Below are 14,448 nucleotides of genomic sequence, written 5' to 3' on the forward strand. Positions count from 1 at the left end.
TAACTGATAACTGATATTTGTAAAATCACAGGTCTGGCAAATTTTGCTGACCTGTATTTTATTGACAATTATTATTACAATTGGAGTAATTCAAAACTCTAGATAATCTGGATAATTATTTTCACTGCAAAATACAATTCAGGTGGAGAAAAAAAGGAAGATATGGCCAGAGCAATTGAGCGAATAGAAGGGGATATCACAGCCATAAAACAAGCGATTAGAGCGATCGCCACAGAACTCCACAGCAATTATGTCAATTATTTAACTATCCTGGGTGAAGCTTTACAAAAACAGTTAATTTTGGCAGTTTATCACGTTTGTACTCAAGGATATCCTGATAAATTTCTCAAATTGTCACTGAATCAGCGACAACAATTGCAACAAGGCATTCGTAAATTAGGACAAAAAGGCGCACAACAGTTGCTTGTTTATCTTCAAGGTGGAGATACGGAAGAAGCTGAAGAAACCGAGGAATTTGAGGAAACTGAGGAAACTGAAGAAACTGAAGAAACTGAAGAAACTGAAGACAGTAAAAACGATCCTCAATCGAAAATAGAAAAGCAAAAATATTTAGATCCTTCCAACCCCATAGAAGTGGCACAATGGCATCAAGATTTAGAGGAAGGAATTCAGAATACCCTGATAAAAGTTTCCCAGGATGCCAATTCTTTAATTCAAAAAGTGGGAATTTTACCGAAAAAACTACCAGAACCGATTTTAGCAGCAGCTGCAGCAGCAGTTTCAGAAGCTTCTGGGGAAGTAATACCGGGTCCGCCTAATCTATTAAATTTAGTAATTGAAATCAGTAGTGACGATGAATCAGAAGATTCTAGCTTGACACAGCTGATAACCCTGAACTTGCGACTAGGAGACATTGAATTTGCTGATAACACACTCTTGTCAGCACGCAAACAAATTCGTAATATTTTACTGCAACTGAATAAATTAGGAAAAGAATATCAAAAGAAACACAGAGAATTGAAAATTGCGGAAGCGGAAGCGGCTTGGCGTGCGAGTTGGTTTGAGGACTAACTTATAGGTGATTGGTGACTGGTGACTGGTGATTGGGTAGAATTAACTAACAACTAATGACTAATGACTAATGACTAACAACTAACAACTAATGACTAACAACTAATGACTAACAACTAATGACTAATGATACTCCCGATTGGATAAGATTGGATAAAGCCTTGGCGGTAGAGGCTGAAAATGGGTTTGTAGATTTGATGGGTAGACAATATCGCTTCAGTGAATTTCTCAGTTTAACCTTTGGGAAGTTTCCTCAAAGTTTACCAGCAAAAGAGCGATCGCGCTGGCATCATATCGCCTTTCAATTTGCTGAATATCCAGATTTAGCAGTAGAAATTAGACAGCAGTTAGTTGCTGAAGTTAAAACCTATCTTTATCAATTACAACAACAATTAGAATCGGGTGAACAGCAACATCAAGACATAAAAAAACAAGAAATCAAAAAACAGGAAATTAAAACTCAGGAAATTAAAACCCAGGAAATTAAAACCCAGGAAAAAAATTATTCAACAAAAACAGTTAAAACAACTCCTATTGTGACTGAAACCAGTCGGAGACTAGCGCCAAAAATTGAGCAAAAACTCAGCGATTTACCAGAAATTGGCATCAAGAGAGCAGAAAATTTATCTCGTTTAGATTTATCAACAGTGAGAGATTTACTGTTTTATTATCCTCGTGATTATATTGATTATGCTCGTCAAGTTAACATTCAAGAATTACAAGGAGGTGAAACAGTAACTATCATCGCCGAAGTTAAGCGTTGTAATTGTTTTACCAGTCCTAAAAATCAAAAGTTATCAATTTTAGAACTATTATTAAAAGATAAAAGTGGACAAATAAAAGTTAGTAGATTTTATGCCGGTGCTAGATTTAGTAGTCGTGGTTGGCAAGAAAGTTTAAAACGACGTTATGCTGTGGGTAGTGTGGTGGCTGCTTGTGGTTTAGTGAAAGCCAGTAAATATGGTTTAACCTTAGATAATCCCGAAATAGAAGTATTAGCAAATCCTGGTGATGCGATAGAATCTTTTACTATTGGGCGGGTTGTACCGATTTATGGTTTAACGGAAGGAGTTGTTGCAAATACCGTCAGACAAGCGGTAATGGCAGCTTTACCTGCGGCAGCAAATTTAAAAGATCCCTTACCAGTTGGTTTAAGAAAAAAATATGAATTAATGGAATTAAAAGATGCAATTCCTAATATTCATTTTCCTAAAGATAGTGATACTTTAAAATATGCTCGTCGGCGTTTAGTATTTGATGAATTTTTCTATTTACAACTGGGTTTATTACAACGTCAGAAACAAGCCAAGGCAATTCAAACAAGTGCCGTTTTAGCAACAAAAGGCAAATTATTAGAACAATTTAACGAGATTTTACCTTTTAAATTTACTAATGCTCAACAAAGAGTTATTAACGATATTCTCAATGATTTACAAAAACCTACACCCATGAATCGTTTAGTTCAAGGTGATGTAGGTTCGGGTAAAACTGTGGTAGCTGTAGTTGCGATTTTAGCAGCAATTCAATCTGGTTATCAAGCAGCTTTGATGGCTCCCACTGAAGTATTAGCAGAACAACATTATAGAAAGTTAGTTAGTTGGTTTAACCTGTTACATTTACCAGTTGAATTATTAACAGGTTCAACAAAAACAGCAAAAAGAAGAGAAATTCATTCTCAGTTAGAAACAGGTAAATTACCTCTTTTAGTGGGAACTCATGCGTTAATTCAAGATAAGGTAAATTTTCAACGTTTGGGTTTAGTTGTCATTGATGAACAGCATCGTTTTGGGGTAGAACAAAGGGCAAAATTACAGCAAAAAGGTGAACAACCCCACGTTTTAACCATGACTGCAACTCCTATTCCTAGAACATTAGCTTTAACAGTTCATGGTGATTTAGATGTGAGTCAAATTGATGAATTACCACCAGGAAGACAAGCAATTAAAACATCTTTGTTAACTGGTCAACAAAGACCCCAAGCTTATGATTTAATAAGAAGAGAAATTGCCCAAGGTAGGCAGATTTATGTAGTTTTGCCTTTGGTGGAAGAGTCGGAAAAATTAGATTTGCGTTCAGCAATAGATGAACATCAAAAATTACAAGAAAGCGTTTTTCCTGAGTTTCAAGTGGGGTTATTGCATGGAAGAATGACTTCAGCAGAAAAAGAGGAAGCTATTAATAAATTTCGGGATAATGAAACTCAGATTTTAGTTTCTACTACGGTGGTAGAGGTGGGTGTGGATGTTCCTAACGCGACGGTGATGTTAATTGAACACGCGGAGAGATTTGGGTTATCACAGTTACATCAATTACGGGGGCGTGTGGGACGGGGTGCAGCGCAGTCCTATTGTTTATTGATGAGTAGTTCCAGAAGTCCTGATGCACAACAACGGTTGATGGTGCTGGTACAGTCTCAGGATGGGTTTTTTATTTCGGAAATGGATATGCGTTTTCGTGGTCCTGGGGAAGTGATGGGGACTAGACAATCTGGAGTAGCGGATTTTACTTTAGCTAGTTTGGTAGAAGATGAGGATGTGTTGCTGTTAGCGCGACAAGCAGCAGAGAAGGTGATTGATATGGATGCGAGTTTAGCGCGTTGGACTCTGATGCGGGATGAGTTGCAGTATAGGTATACGCGGTTAATGGGGGGAGCAATTTTGACTTAGAATAATTGAGGAAATTCTTTAATTACAGGAAATCAAAATAACTTAATGGCAAAAATACCTTTTACAGACAAGGAAATGGAGAAAGCTTGGCTGAGAAATATATCTGCTTATTACAAAACACCTCAACCTCATACCAATGCCCATCGGTTATTATTATTTTATGCCGTCGAATGTGGTCTTAAAGCAATTTTCATGAAAAAAAAGCGTTGTCCTCGCACGGATTTGGATTTATGCCAAGAAATTATTGAATGCGGACATAATATCAATGATATGTTAGATTGTGTAGAAGCACAAGGCGACTTAAAACTACCTGAAATACGGATAGAGGATATACCCGATAAAAGGAATAATAAAAAGAATAAACAAGAAAAGAGAAGATTAGATAGTGGACAAATTAACCAAATATGGAGATATGGCGCAAATATTATTGGTATAATTACTAAAAAAGAAGAAAAACCACAAACCGATGAATATATAGAAAATAAACTGTTAGAAATATCAAAATGGATTGCAAAGGAAATTGACAAATTATGAATGAACTAAAAAAAATAAAATTATTTACTTGGCTTGATGTCAGAAGAATTATTCGTCAAAAAACCAGCTACGTTACTAATCTACCAAAAGGAATATTAAAAATACGTTGTTACTCGGATAGCTTGGAAATATATCTTTCCACAGAAGAAGATCAAGATACAGTTATTCATCATTTAAAGAATTGGTTTAAAGACTGGTATCAAGAAGAAGAATCCTTGATTTTTCTAGATATTGGAGATGCAACATTACCTGTAGAATTTATCATTGGTGAAGAACCTTATATAACTGATGTTGAAATTCGTCCTTTTTGGGAAGAAATTGCATATTTGAAAAGTGAATCAGAAACAGAAAATGCCATTCAGCAGGTTGTTAAACTGCCAGAAATGTCCCCTAATAACTGTAATTTAATAGCCTTCTATTCTTTTAAAGGTGGTGTGGGGAGAACTTTAAATTTAGCAGCGCATCTTTTCGCTTTACTAGATAGAGCTAAAGAGTTAAATCAACCGATCAAAATACTTGTCATAGATGCTGATTTAGAAGCTCCTGGCCTTACATATTGGAATGCTTCGGAAAGCCAAAAACCAGAAGTTTCATTTATTAATTTTTTAGAGGTTTATCATTATTCACCGATTGATAGAGAAGAAGCTCTGTCATTATTTGCCAAAGAGGTAAAAAAATCAGCTAAAAATGAAGGACAATCTAGTATATATTTCCTACCAGCATTTCTTAAACACGAAGACTTATTAGATACTCCTATTTTACCTGAACATTTGGTAAGAGGTATAGATGGAGTTTGGGAATATGGGAATGCTCTTTATAGTTTAGGTGCAATTTTGGCAGTAGATTATATTTTTATTGATTTGAGAGCAGGTTTAAGTGAAATCTCAAGTCCGATAATTTTTGATCCTCGAATACAGCGTTTTTTGGTGACAACTATTAATGATCAATCTATTCAAGGTACAAGTCTGGTTTTAAAACAAATTGGTAAAGTTGCACCACCAGAAGCAGAAGTTCAAAATAAAACATACTATGATCCAACTATAATTATTAGTATGTTAAAAGAAGAATTTAAAGAATTACCAAATTTTAACAATGCTGTGACAGACTTAGTTTATGCTTATGGGCAAGATAAAGATGATAAATTATCAAATGAGAAAAGACTAGAAATTAAAGAAGCCTATTTTGCTGAGGAACTATTGTATATCAATAATTGGGATGATGCAAGATCAAAGTTAGAAAGAGGAACTACGGTAAGAGAAAATGCTCTAAATTGGGCAAATCAGCAATTAGTCATTGAGGATCAAGAAATTACGGAAAATATAGAAGAAATAAAATCACGTCAAAAACAAGAAGTAACCAAACTAAGAGATTTATGTCAAAAGTATGAATATGCTGAATCGGGAGAAGGGGAAGATTTATTAATCACAGAACCTTTGCAAAATTTGGCAACTAATTTTCAAGATGAATTACCTCATGTAATATCAATTGGAGCAAAAGGAGCAGGAAAAACATTTAATTATATTCAGCTTGCACGGTTTAAATATTGGGAAAAGTTTATTAATAAAATTAGTAAACTTTCTCATGAAATAATTAATGAAACTGTTACTCAAACACATATTTTTCCTTTTTTGGAATCACGTACACTCAAAGAAAATGCTAATACTGTCATCAGTGAAGCTAGAAATGAGACAAGAATAGCATTAGATAATCATGTTCCTGAATTTAAACATTCCGAATATGTAGATAGGATCAAGAACACACTAGATATTGAAGATTGGAATGAACCACGATGGACTCAATTCTGGGTTGGTGAAATTGCCAAATCAATTGGCATGAGTGAAAATATAGATAATCCTCATACTTTGAGTAATATAAATCAATATTTAAGAAATAAAGAATTAAAAATTATCTTTTTGTTTGATGGATTAGAAGATATTTTCTCTGATATTGCTGCTAATGAAAAACAGCGTATAGCTTTAAAAGCGTTGATTGATGATTTACCGAAGAAATTATCAGAAATTAGGCAATCTCACCTGGGTATAATCATTTTCTTGCGTCGTGATTTTCTCAGATATACAATTACTCAAAACTTAGGACAATTTGAAAATCTTTACCGTTCCTATGATTTATATTGGAATCACGAATCTTTCTTGAGGTTAGCTTATTGGATTTGTAGTGAATCTAATGTTATTGGCGCAGAAAAAGGTAATATTTATAGTATAACTAAAGAAAATCTGATTACTGAATTAGAAAATTTATGGGGTAAAACTCTGGGTACTGAAAAATCTAAAGAAGCATATACAGCTTCTTGGGTATTTGCAGCTTTAACTGATTTTAAGGGTAAACTTCAGGCGAGAGATATTGTGCGCTTTTTGCATTATGCAGCTAAGATTACATTAGATAATGCTAAAGATGTAAACTTTGAAAAGTGGTATACAAATCGACTATTACCTCCTCAAGCTATTCGCCGAGCTTTAAAACCATGTAGTGAAGAAAAGGTGAGAGAAGCTACAGAAGAATATCCAGCTTTTAAAAAATGGGTAGATGAACAACTTCCTCCTGCTTCTGAAAGAAAAATACCTTTTGCTGTCGAGCAGTTCAACATGGATCAGCAAACTGTAAGAATGTTAGAAGAAATGGGGGTAATTTATGAAGATAAAGAAAAAGAGGAAATAGCGCGATTTTATATGCCGGAAATTTTTCGAGAAGGTTTAGGTTTTTCTGGTCAAGGTGCAAGACCTCGAATAGTAGCATTAAAGCGTAGGGTACTAGGGAAAGGCATTTTGTAATATTTGTCACTGTTCGGCTGACGCTCACGGCGAAGCCTGTCACCTGTCACCTACTCACTAAACTCCATCGTCTCGATAAACTCTAAAATATTCTGTTTAATATCCTCCGCTTCATCCAAAATAGGACCAGGACTATCACCATTGAAAAATGTCCGCTGACTGCTAACTATATACAAAAAGTCACCATTGATGAAAGCTAACAAACCCCGATAAGCATCTAATCTAATGGCATTGCCGTTAGTTTCTTGTTTGGAAATTGTTGAACCTTTGGGCATATCAACTAATACATAATAATAACCTTTTAAGGTATCTTGTAAATATTCTGTATACTTGATTTCTGCACCTGGGACATTAACAAAAATGGCTTGTGGTAAATATTTTTCGATTAAAATAGAGTGGAGATATGTTTCCTGTCCCTGAGATTCCATTGTTGCTAAATGTTCGGTTGGAAGAGGATAATAATCAATTCTCAGTAAAGTTCCAACATCATCAGAAAAGCCAACTATTCCTTCTTGACTTTGAATTTTTCCTCCCTGTTCTGGGGTAACTGGTATGGGAACAATAAAATTACCCAAAGGTGATTGATATATTTCTTGCCCAAATTCATCTAATAATATTGTTTCCTGTTCTATGTCTACATATTCTTCTTGATATTCTGCTTCTTCTATTGCAGCTATGATTTCTTTGATCATTTCTTCTGCTTCTATATCTTCTAGTTCTAAGGCTTGTTGTAGTTGTTGGATGTACGGCTGTTTTGGTGTGGGAATAGTTAGGGTTTCGTCGTCTAAAAGCAATACTACCCCAGCAGCAAAGGCATCTAATACTATTTCATCTACGAGGCTGGCGTTGGCGGTGTTAAATAATGCCCCTAGTCCTTCATTTTCGGCGATCGCTACCAGTCTATCAACTATTTCTAGCATTTCCTCGGCTGAGTATTCATTAAAAACCTCAAATTCCCAGAGAATACCTGCTAAACTTTCTGCATCTAAGTCTTTAATGGAAGAATCAACTATTCCGGTAATTACACCTATAGCTGCTACCGCTTCTTCTGGACTCAATGATTCTTGTGAGATTTTTTTTGACTGAAATATTTTATCATACTTGGTCATAATAGCTCCATCAATACTCTTTTAGTAATAACCGTTGTCTCAAAGTAACAATTGTTAGTTTAGCAAGGACATAAGCCTTGTCTAGATTTTATCTAGTGTTTTGGTAATCTATGTAATCAGTAAAGGATACCAAAAACCAGTCGCCACTTTTCCTGATTACTGTTTTTTCCGTATAGATCAGGTTTCTGACTCTGATTTTTGAGTTTCATTCATACACAAACCTATGTAACCTTATTTACTCGGTTGAGTAATACGTTCCTCTATATCTTCCAAGGTGCGTAACAATAGACGTTTTGCCTGTAACTGCCAACCCCATTTTTGGATTCTAAAAGCTGCTACAGTCCCCACTATGGCTGCTAATAAACCGATAGGTTGATTCAGAGAAATTCCTAATAATAAACCCAAGCCAGCAATACCCCAAAATGGTAAGGCTGCGGCTTGTCTTTGTTCCTCTACTATTTCTGCAATTTTACTAGATTGCATTGTAGCTAATAATTCCGATTTCATTTGCCGTTGTTGTACTAGTGATAAGGATAAACTTATCTTCCTGCGTAGTTTTTCTATCTTCCTGGCATCAGTGCTGTACTCGGTTAGTTCATCTTCTGCCATTTTCAAGAATTTTTCTAATTGTGACATGGTGCATCTATCCGCTGTTTTATGTACAGTTATTATCTCTAATAATTGTTCATTTTTCTTGACTAGAGTATTATAATCACCCCGATAACCTCATGGTATTGGTGATATTCCCTTTTCCCAAGGATCTGCGAGATGCGATCGCCACTGCATACCAAATTCTTTGTCAAGAATACAACGCAGCTACAGATGTTGTAGTCTGTTCTAGCTCCACTGCGGAAGACTTACCTGATGCGAGTTTTGCAGGACAGCAAGAAGGTGATCTCAATATTGTCGGAATTGATACTATTAGTTTGAATCCTGATTCGGTTTTACAGACTATGTTAGCAGTGGCAAATTTTGAAACTCAAGGTGTTTGTGTCATCTATGATGGTACTAATGCCCAGGGTGGATGGAGACTGAATTTATTGCAACAGTTCAATCAAAAGTTCAATCAAAAGTTCAATTGAGCGATCGCTTCCCCTGTCTTGTGGATGGGTTGGTATTTACACCAACAAATTTTCGCCTTAAAATGCGTTAGCGTAGCGGCATCAAGTCCGGTTTTAGACCCGATTATTTCGATAAAATTTAGGACATAGATGATAGTTAACATTTAACAGTATTGCCCAGTCACCAATCACCAATTACCAATGACTAAAAAATGGTTTAGAATCTGTACAACAGCAATATTTATCCTATCATTGATCTTACGATTTTGGGGATTAGGAAGATTTAACACCCTCGTATTTGATGAGGTTTATTTTGCCCAATTTGGTAATAATTATCTTACCAACACTCCCTTTTTTAATGCCCATCCTCCCCTGAGTCAATATATCATTGGTTTAGGAATTTGGATTGGTAATCATATTCCCTTTTGGCAAAATCCTGTCAACGGTGCAACAGGTTCTTTATTATCTCCTTGGAGTTATCGGTGGGCAAATGCTTTTACAGGTTCATTAATTCCCTTAATAGTTATTTTCCTCACTTATCAATTAAGTTATCGTCGTGGTTTCGCTTTATTAGCAGGTTTATTTACAGCTTTGGATGGTTTATTTTTGGTAGAATCTCGCTATGCTTTAAGTAATATCTATATAGTGATTTTTGGATTAATCGGACACTGGTTTTTATTATTAGCTTTGGAGAAACAAAATAAACAACGTTGGTTTGCTTTATTCATAGCTGGAATTAGTTTTGGTGCTTCCATTGGGACAAAATGGAACGGTTTATGGTTTCTTGCTGGTGCTTATGGAATGTGGATAGCAGCTTGGATAATTCGTTGGTTGCAATCTTTAGCACCTTCACCACGATCACCTTTATTTTCTTATTTACGCAACTCCTTTTCAGCCAATCATAATCAAATTAAAAATCAAGAAAATACCCCACAAATACCACTGCAAAAAATTACGCAAATCAATATTTTACAAATGGGATTTTTTCTCGGAATTATCCCTATATTAATGTACAGTTTAATTTGGATTCCTCATCTCCAGCTAGACACAAGTTATGGATTTATAGAAGTTCATAAACAAATTTTACAGTTTCATCTTCAGTTAGGTGGTAATGATTCTAGTGTACATCCCTACTGTGCTGCATGGTACAAATGGCCATTAATGACTCGCCCAATGGCTTATTATTATCAAATCACTCAAAGTTTTCAAGATCCCATTCCTGTATTTGGACCACCCTTACCTCCTGGTGCGGGGAAAGTGGTTTATGATGTTCATGCAATGGGTAATCCTTTTTTATGGTGGTTTGGTTTAGCGACAATTATATTTTTAGTAGGAATGTTATTTGTAAAAATCTTACTACCGGGAATACAGCAAAAACGATTATTTATTCCTAAAAATCTAGGCGTTGATACTTGGATTAGTTTATATATTGTTATCAATTATGCTGCTAATTTATTACCTTGGGTAAAGGTAACTCGCTGTGTGTTCATCTACCATTATATGAGTGCAGTGATATTTACATTTATTGCACTTGCTTGGTTTGTTGATCAATGTCTTCGCAGTTATTATAGAGGAATGCGTATACTTGGTCTAACAATCACCTTCACTATTATAGTTGCTTTTGTTTTTTGGCTACCTATTTATTTAGGTTTACCTCTTTCTATGGAAGATTATCACCTACGGATGTGGTTTAGAAGTTGGATATAAAAATTAAACGGGGATCTAAAAAGATTTTCCATAGCACACGATCCCTAACTTCTTATTTTGATACTTTCAATCAAATATGATCAATGTTTAGAAGTCGCGGATCTGGAAAGATTTTCAATGGAATCAGAATCAAACCTTTGATATTTTCTTATGATATTTTCTTAATATATCTATATAAAAAGTGGTTACTTAATCACTTTCATTTCACATTTATTATCTGTAGTTAGGATAAATACCTGTTAAACTTTAATCAGTTAAAGATTAGGGTAAATCTACCCAATGACAAAAACCCAATGACAAAAAAGTCAAGAAATGATAAGAGGCAGAAAAAAAATTAACGCAGTAATCACAAAGTCTGAAAACAGCAAATTAGAATTTAACATCTCATTCAGTTTCTTCGCTACATAATCATCTGCAAGTTAGTTGAACAGAAAATTGAAAAGTGCTAAGAGAGTTACATCTGGGTAGGTTAATAAACCTGACAAGTGAAAACATCTATCGCTAACTCTACTCTTGATGCACCTAGATAATAGAGGGGAATCGTGATGGATATCAGCTTACAAATACAAAGCTTACAAGAACAAAGCTTACAAGAACAAAATGTTTCAGATATTAAGATCAAGAGCTTGAAAGAAGCACCAATTCATCTTTCTAGCCAAATTCAGCCCTATGGTATTCTGTTAATATTAGAAGAACCAGAATTAAATGTATTACAGGTTAGTAATAATACCTTAAATGTTTTCGGCATTTCTCCCGAAAATATGGTGCAGAAAAAATTAGAAGATTTAATCGATCCATTCCAGTTTGAGAGAATTAAATCTGGGTTATTAGATCAGAATCTAAATTTTATCAATCCTACCAAACTTTGGATTAAGAGAAAAGGTGATGAATACACAGTATTTGATGCTGTATTTCACCGTAATTCTGAAGGTTTTTTAATTCTAGAATTAGAACCAGCAATTTCTCAAGAAAATATTCCCTTTTTAAGCTTTTATCATTTAGCTAGAGCATCCATAAATCGCTTAGAAAACACAAAAAACCTCAGAGAATTTTGTCAAATAATTGTTCAAGAAGTGCGGAAAGTCACCGGATTTGATAGAGTCATGCTATATAAATTCGATGATGATGGACATGGTTCAGTTATTGCGGAAGAAAAAATAGACGAGTTAGAATCTTACTTGGGTTTACATTATCCAGAATCAGACATTCCCAAACCAGCGAGAAAATTATTTATTGATAATTCTATCAGGTTAATTCCCGATACTAATATAGAATCGGTGATAATTTTTCCTGTTGATAATCCTGTTACAAATCGTCCAGTTGATTTAACTAACTCTATTCTCAGAAGTCCCGCACCTTGTCATATAGAATATTTACATAATATGGGGGTTGGTGCTTCTTTAACCATCTCTTTGATTAAAGATCAAAAACTTTGGGGATTGATTGCTTGTCATCATAAAACACCCAAATATGTTTCCTATGAATTGCGGAAAGCTTGCGAATTTTTAGGGAGAGTGATATTTTCTGAAATTTCCGCTAGAGAAGAAACCGAAGATTATGATTATCGCATGAATTTGACCTATATTCAATCACTTTTAGTTGAATATATGTCTCAAGAAGATAATTTTATTGATGGTTTAGTGAAAAACCAACCTAATCTTTTAGACTTAACCAGTGCCACAGGAGCAGCAGTTTGTTTTGGGGGAAATTACACCCTGATTGGTGAAACTCCCAGAGAAGAAGAACTGAATTTTTTAGTAGAATGGTTAAAGAATAATATAGAAGATGAAGTCTTTTATACGGATTCTTTGGCTAATATTTACCCAGATGCGATTAGTTTTAAAAATGTCGCTAGTGGTTTATTAGCTATTCCTATTTCTCAAAGGAATTATGTATTATGGTTTAGACCGGAGGTGATTCAAACTGTTAATTGGGGTGGAGATCCGAATAAAGCTTATGAAGTTAATCAAACTCAGGGAAATTTACGTTTATGTCCCCGGAAATCATTTGAACTGTGGAAAGAAACAGTTAGATTAACATCCTTACCTTGGCAATATGTAGAAATCAAAGCAGCTTTAGAATTGCGGAAAGCAATAGTAAATATTGTATTACGTCAAGCTGATGAATTAGCACAACTAGCGCATGATTTAGAAAGATCAAATGCGGAATTGAAAAAATTTGCCTATGTTGCTTCCCATGATTTACAAGAACCATTGAATCAAGTAGCCAATTATGTGCAATTATTAGAAATGCGCTATGAAGCTGCTCTGGATGAAGATGCAAAAGAATTTATTAATTTTGCAGTCGAGGGAGTCAGCTTAATGCAAACCTTGATTGATGATGTATTAGCATATTCCAAAGTTGATACTCAAGCGATCGCATTTCAAGTTACAGAAGTAGAAACAGCCTTAGAAAAAGCATTAAGTAACCTCCGCAAACGCATTTCCGAAACTGGCGCGACCATTACCCATGATCCGTTACCCACTGTCATGGCTGATAGTACACAAATAATGCAACTATTTTTGAACTTGATCGGTAATGCCATCAAATTCCGCAGTAACAAACCACCGGAAATTCATATAGGTGCAGAAAGGCTAGAAGATGAATGGTTATTCTCAGTACGCGATAATGGAATAGGCATAGATCCGCATTTTAGCGATCGCATTTTTGTCATCTTTCAACGTCTCCACACCAGGGATGAATACCCCGGTACTGGTATGGGTTTAGCAATTTGTAAAAAAATCATTGAATGTCATCGGGGGCGAATTTGGGTAGAGTCACAACTCGGACAAGGTGCAACCTTCTACTTTACCATTCCAGCAGGAGGACGTGATCGTGAGCGTAGAAACGGAAGAAATACACAAAATAATCTTTTTAGTTGAGGATAACAAAGCCGACATTCGCCTCATCCAAGAAGCATTAAAAACCAGTTCACTACCCCATGAAGTAGTAACAGTTAGGGATGGAATAGACGCAATGGCCTATCTGCGTCAAGAAGGTGAATATGCCGATGCCATACGCCCCGATCTGATTCTTCTTGATTTAAATTTACCCAGAAAAGATGGACGAGAAGTATTAGCAGAAATTAAATCTGACCCCAAATTAAAACGCATTCCTGTGGTAGTGTTAACAACTTCCAAAAACGAAGATGACATTTACCACAGCTACGACTTGCACGTAAACTGTTACATTACCAAATCTCGCAACCTCGCCCAATTATTTCAAATTGTCAAAGGTATTGAGGAATTTTGGTTTGGTACCGCCACTTTACCAACAGAATAATATTGGTGATTGGTGATTGGTGATTGGGTAAAAATAAATTTATAATTCATAATTTGTAATTCAAAAACTTCTGCCTCCTACCTCCTGTACGGGCGCAGTAGGGGCGAAGTAGGGGCGAAGCATTCGGAAAATAACCTGTGATAAAAATTGATAATTTATCGCCCGAATGCTTCGCCCTTACAGGAAAATAACCTGTGATAAAAATTGATAATTTATCGCCCGAATGCTTCGCCCTTACGACTCCTGAACTCCTGAACTCCTGACTCCT

At 35.4% G+C, this 14,448-nt stretch carries 9 protein-coding genes and 1 pseudogene; 8 read left to right on the forward strand and 2 right to left on the reverse strand.

The features are described from left to right. Positions 1 to 162 precede the first annotated feature (162 nt). The 4 genes from H5968_RS03595 (at position 163) to H5968_RS03610 (ending at position 7,021) form a co-directional block, all read left to right on the forward strand. Positions 163 to 1,032, forward strand: coding sequence for a hypothetical protein (locus H5968_RS03595; RefSeq protein WP_187038843.1), 870 nt, complete (start codon positions 163 to 165; stop codon positions 1,030 to 1,032). 119 nt (positions 1,033 to 1,151) lie between these two features. After that, positions 1,152 to 3,698 (forward strand): ATP-dependent DNA helicase RecG, encoded by a 2,547-nt coding sequence (gene recG / locus H5968_RS03600; protein ID WP_187038844.1) that lies wholly within the window; start codon positions 1,152 to 1,154, stop codon positions 3,696 to 3,698. A 45-nt stretch (positions 3,699 to 3,743) separates the two neighbouring features. Then, a complete protein-coding gene (locus H5968_RS03605) occupies positions 3,744 to 4,232 on the forward strand; it encodes a hypothetical protein (RefSeq protein ID WP_187038845.1) in 489 nt (162 codons plus the stop codon). Further along, positions 4,229 to 7,021, forward strand: a complete 2,793-nt coding sequence (locus H5968_RS03610; protein WP_187038846.1) for a KGGVGR-motif variant AAA ATPase — start codon at positions 4,229 to 4,231, stop codon at positions 7,019 to 7,021. The genes H5968_RS03605 and H5968_RS03610 overlap by 4 nt, the downstream gene beginning before the upstream one ends. Before the next feature lie 50 nt (positions 7,022 to 7,071). On the opposite strand, the gene H5968_RS03615 is transcribed toward H5968_RS03610, so the two are convergent. Next, entirely contained in the window at positions 7,072 to 8,130 is a 1,059-nt protein-coding gene (locus tag H5968_RS03615; RefSeq protein WP_187038847.1) for a tellurite resistance TerB family protein, read from the reverse strand. A gap of 231 nt (positions 8,131 to 8,361) precedes the next feature. Beyond that, positions 8,362 to 8,766 carry a hypothetical protein gene (locus H5968_RS03620; protein ID WP_096568262.1) on the reverse strand — a complete coding sequence of 135 codons (405 nt, stop codon included), beginning with the start codon at positions 8,764 to 8,766 and terminating at the stop codon, positions 8,362 to 8,364. A gap of 95 nt (positions 8,767 to 8,861) precedes the next feature. Between H5968_RS03620 and H5968_RS25445 the strand changes: the two are divergent. The 4 genes and pseudogenes from H5968_RS25445 to H5968_RS03640 all read left to right on the forward strand — a co-directional run. After that, a pseudogene (locus H5968_RS25445) lies at positions 8,862 to 9,053 on the forward strand (PEP/pyruvate-binding domain-containing protein); the annotation flags it as partial. Between the two features lie 339 nt (positions 9,054 to 9,392). Beyond that, positions 9,393 to 10,898, forward strand: a complete 1,506-nt coding sequence (locus tag H5968_RS03630) for a dolichyl-phosphate-mannose--protein mannosyltransferase (protein ID WP_187038849.1) — start codon at positions 9,393 to 9,395, stop codon at positions 10,896 to 10,898. Positions 10,899 to 11,443: 545 nt separating this feature from the next. Continuing rightward, complete coding sequence (locus H5968_RS03635; RefSeq protein WP_187038850.1) at positions 11,444 to 13,780, forward strand: ATP-binding protein; 2,337 nt, start codon at positions 11,444 to 11,446, stop codon at positions 13,778 to 13,780. Next, positions 13,734 to 14,180 carry a response regulator gene (locus H5968_RS03640; protein ID WP_096568274.1) on the forward strand — a complete coding sequence of 149 codons (447 nt, stop codon included), beginning with the start codon at positions 13,734 to 13,736 and terminating at the stop codon, positions 14,178 to 14,180. Before H5968_RS03635 ends, H5968_RS03640 begins: the two co-directional genes overlap by 47 nt. Positions 14,181 to 14,448: the final 268 nt, after the last annotated feature.

Source organism: Sphaerospermopsis sp. LEGE 00249, from assembly GCF_014299995.1.
Classification (GTDB): Bacteria; Cyanobacteriota; Cyanobacteriia; order Cyanobacteriales; family Nostocaceae; genus Sphaerospermopsis; species Sphaerospermopsis kisseleviana.

What these genes read in the sequence shown, in the direction of transcription:
- H5968_RS03595 (WP_187038843.1), top strand. Translation starts at nt 163, where the DNA reads ATGGCCAGAGCAATTGAGCGAATAGAAGGGGATATCACAGCCATAAAA.
- recG (WP_187038844.1), top strand. Translation starts at nt 1,152, where the DNA reads ATGACTAATGATACTCCCGATTGGATAAGATTGGATAAAGCCTTGGCG.
- H5968_RS03605 (WP_187038845.1), top strand. Translation starts at nt 3,744, where the DNA reads ATGGCAAAAATACCTTTTACAGACAAGGAAATGGAGAAAGCTTGGCTG.
- H5968_RS03610 (WP_187038846.1), top strand. Translation starts at nt 4,229, where the DNA reads ATGAATGAACTAAAAAAAATAAAATTATTTACTTGGCTTGATGTCAGA.
- H5968_RS03615 (WP_187038847.1), bottom strand. Translation starts at nt 8,130, where the DNA reads ATGACCAAGTATGATAAAATATTTCAGTCAAAAAAAATCTCACAAGAA.
- H5968_RS03620 (WP_096568262.1), bottom strand. Translation starts at nt 8,766, where the DNA reads ATGTCACAATTAGAAAAATTCTTGAAAATGGCAGAAGATGAACTAACC.
- H5968_RS03630 (WP_187038849.1), top strand. Translation starts at nt 9,393, where the DNA reads ATGACTAAAAAATGGTTTAGAATCTGTACAACAGCAATATTTATCCTA.
- H5968_RS03635 (WP_187038850.1), top strand. Translation starts at nt 11,444, where the DNA reads ATGGATATCAGCTTACAAATACAAAGCTTACAAGAACAAAGCTTACAA.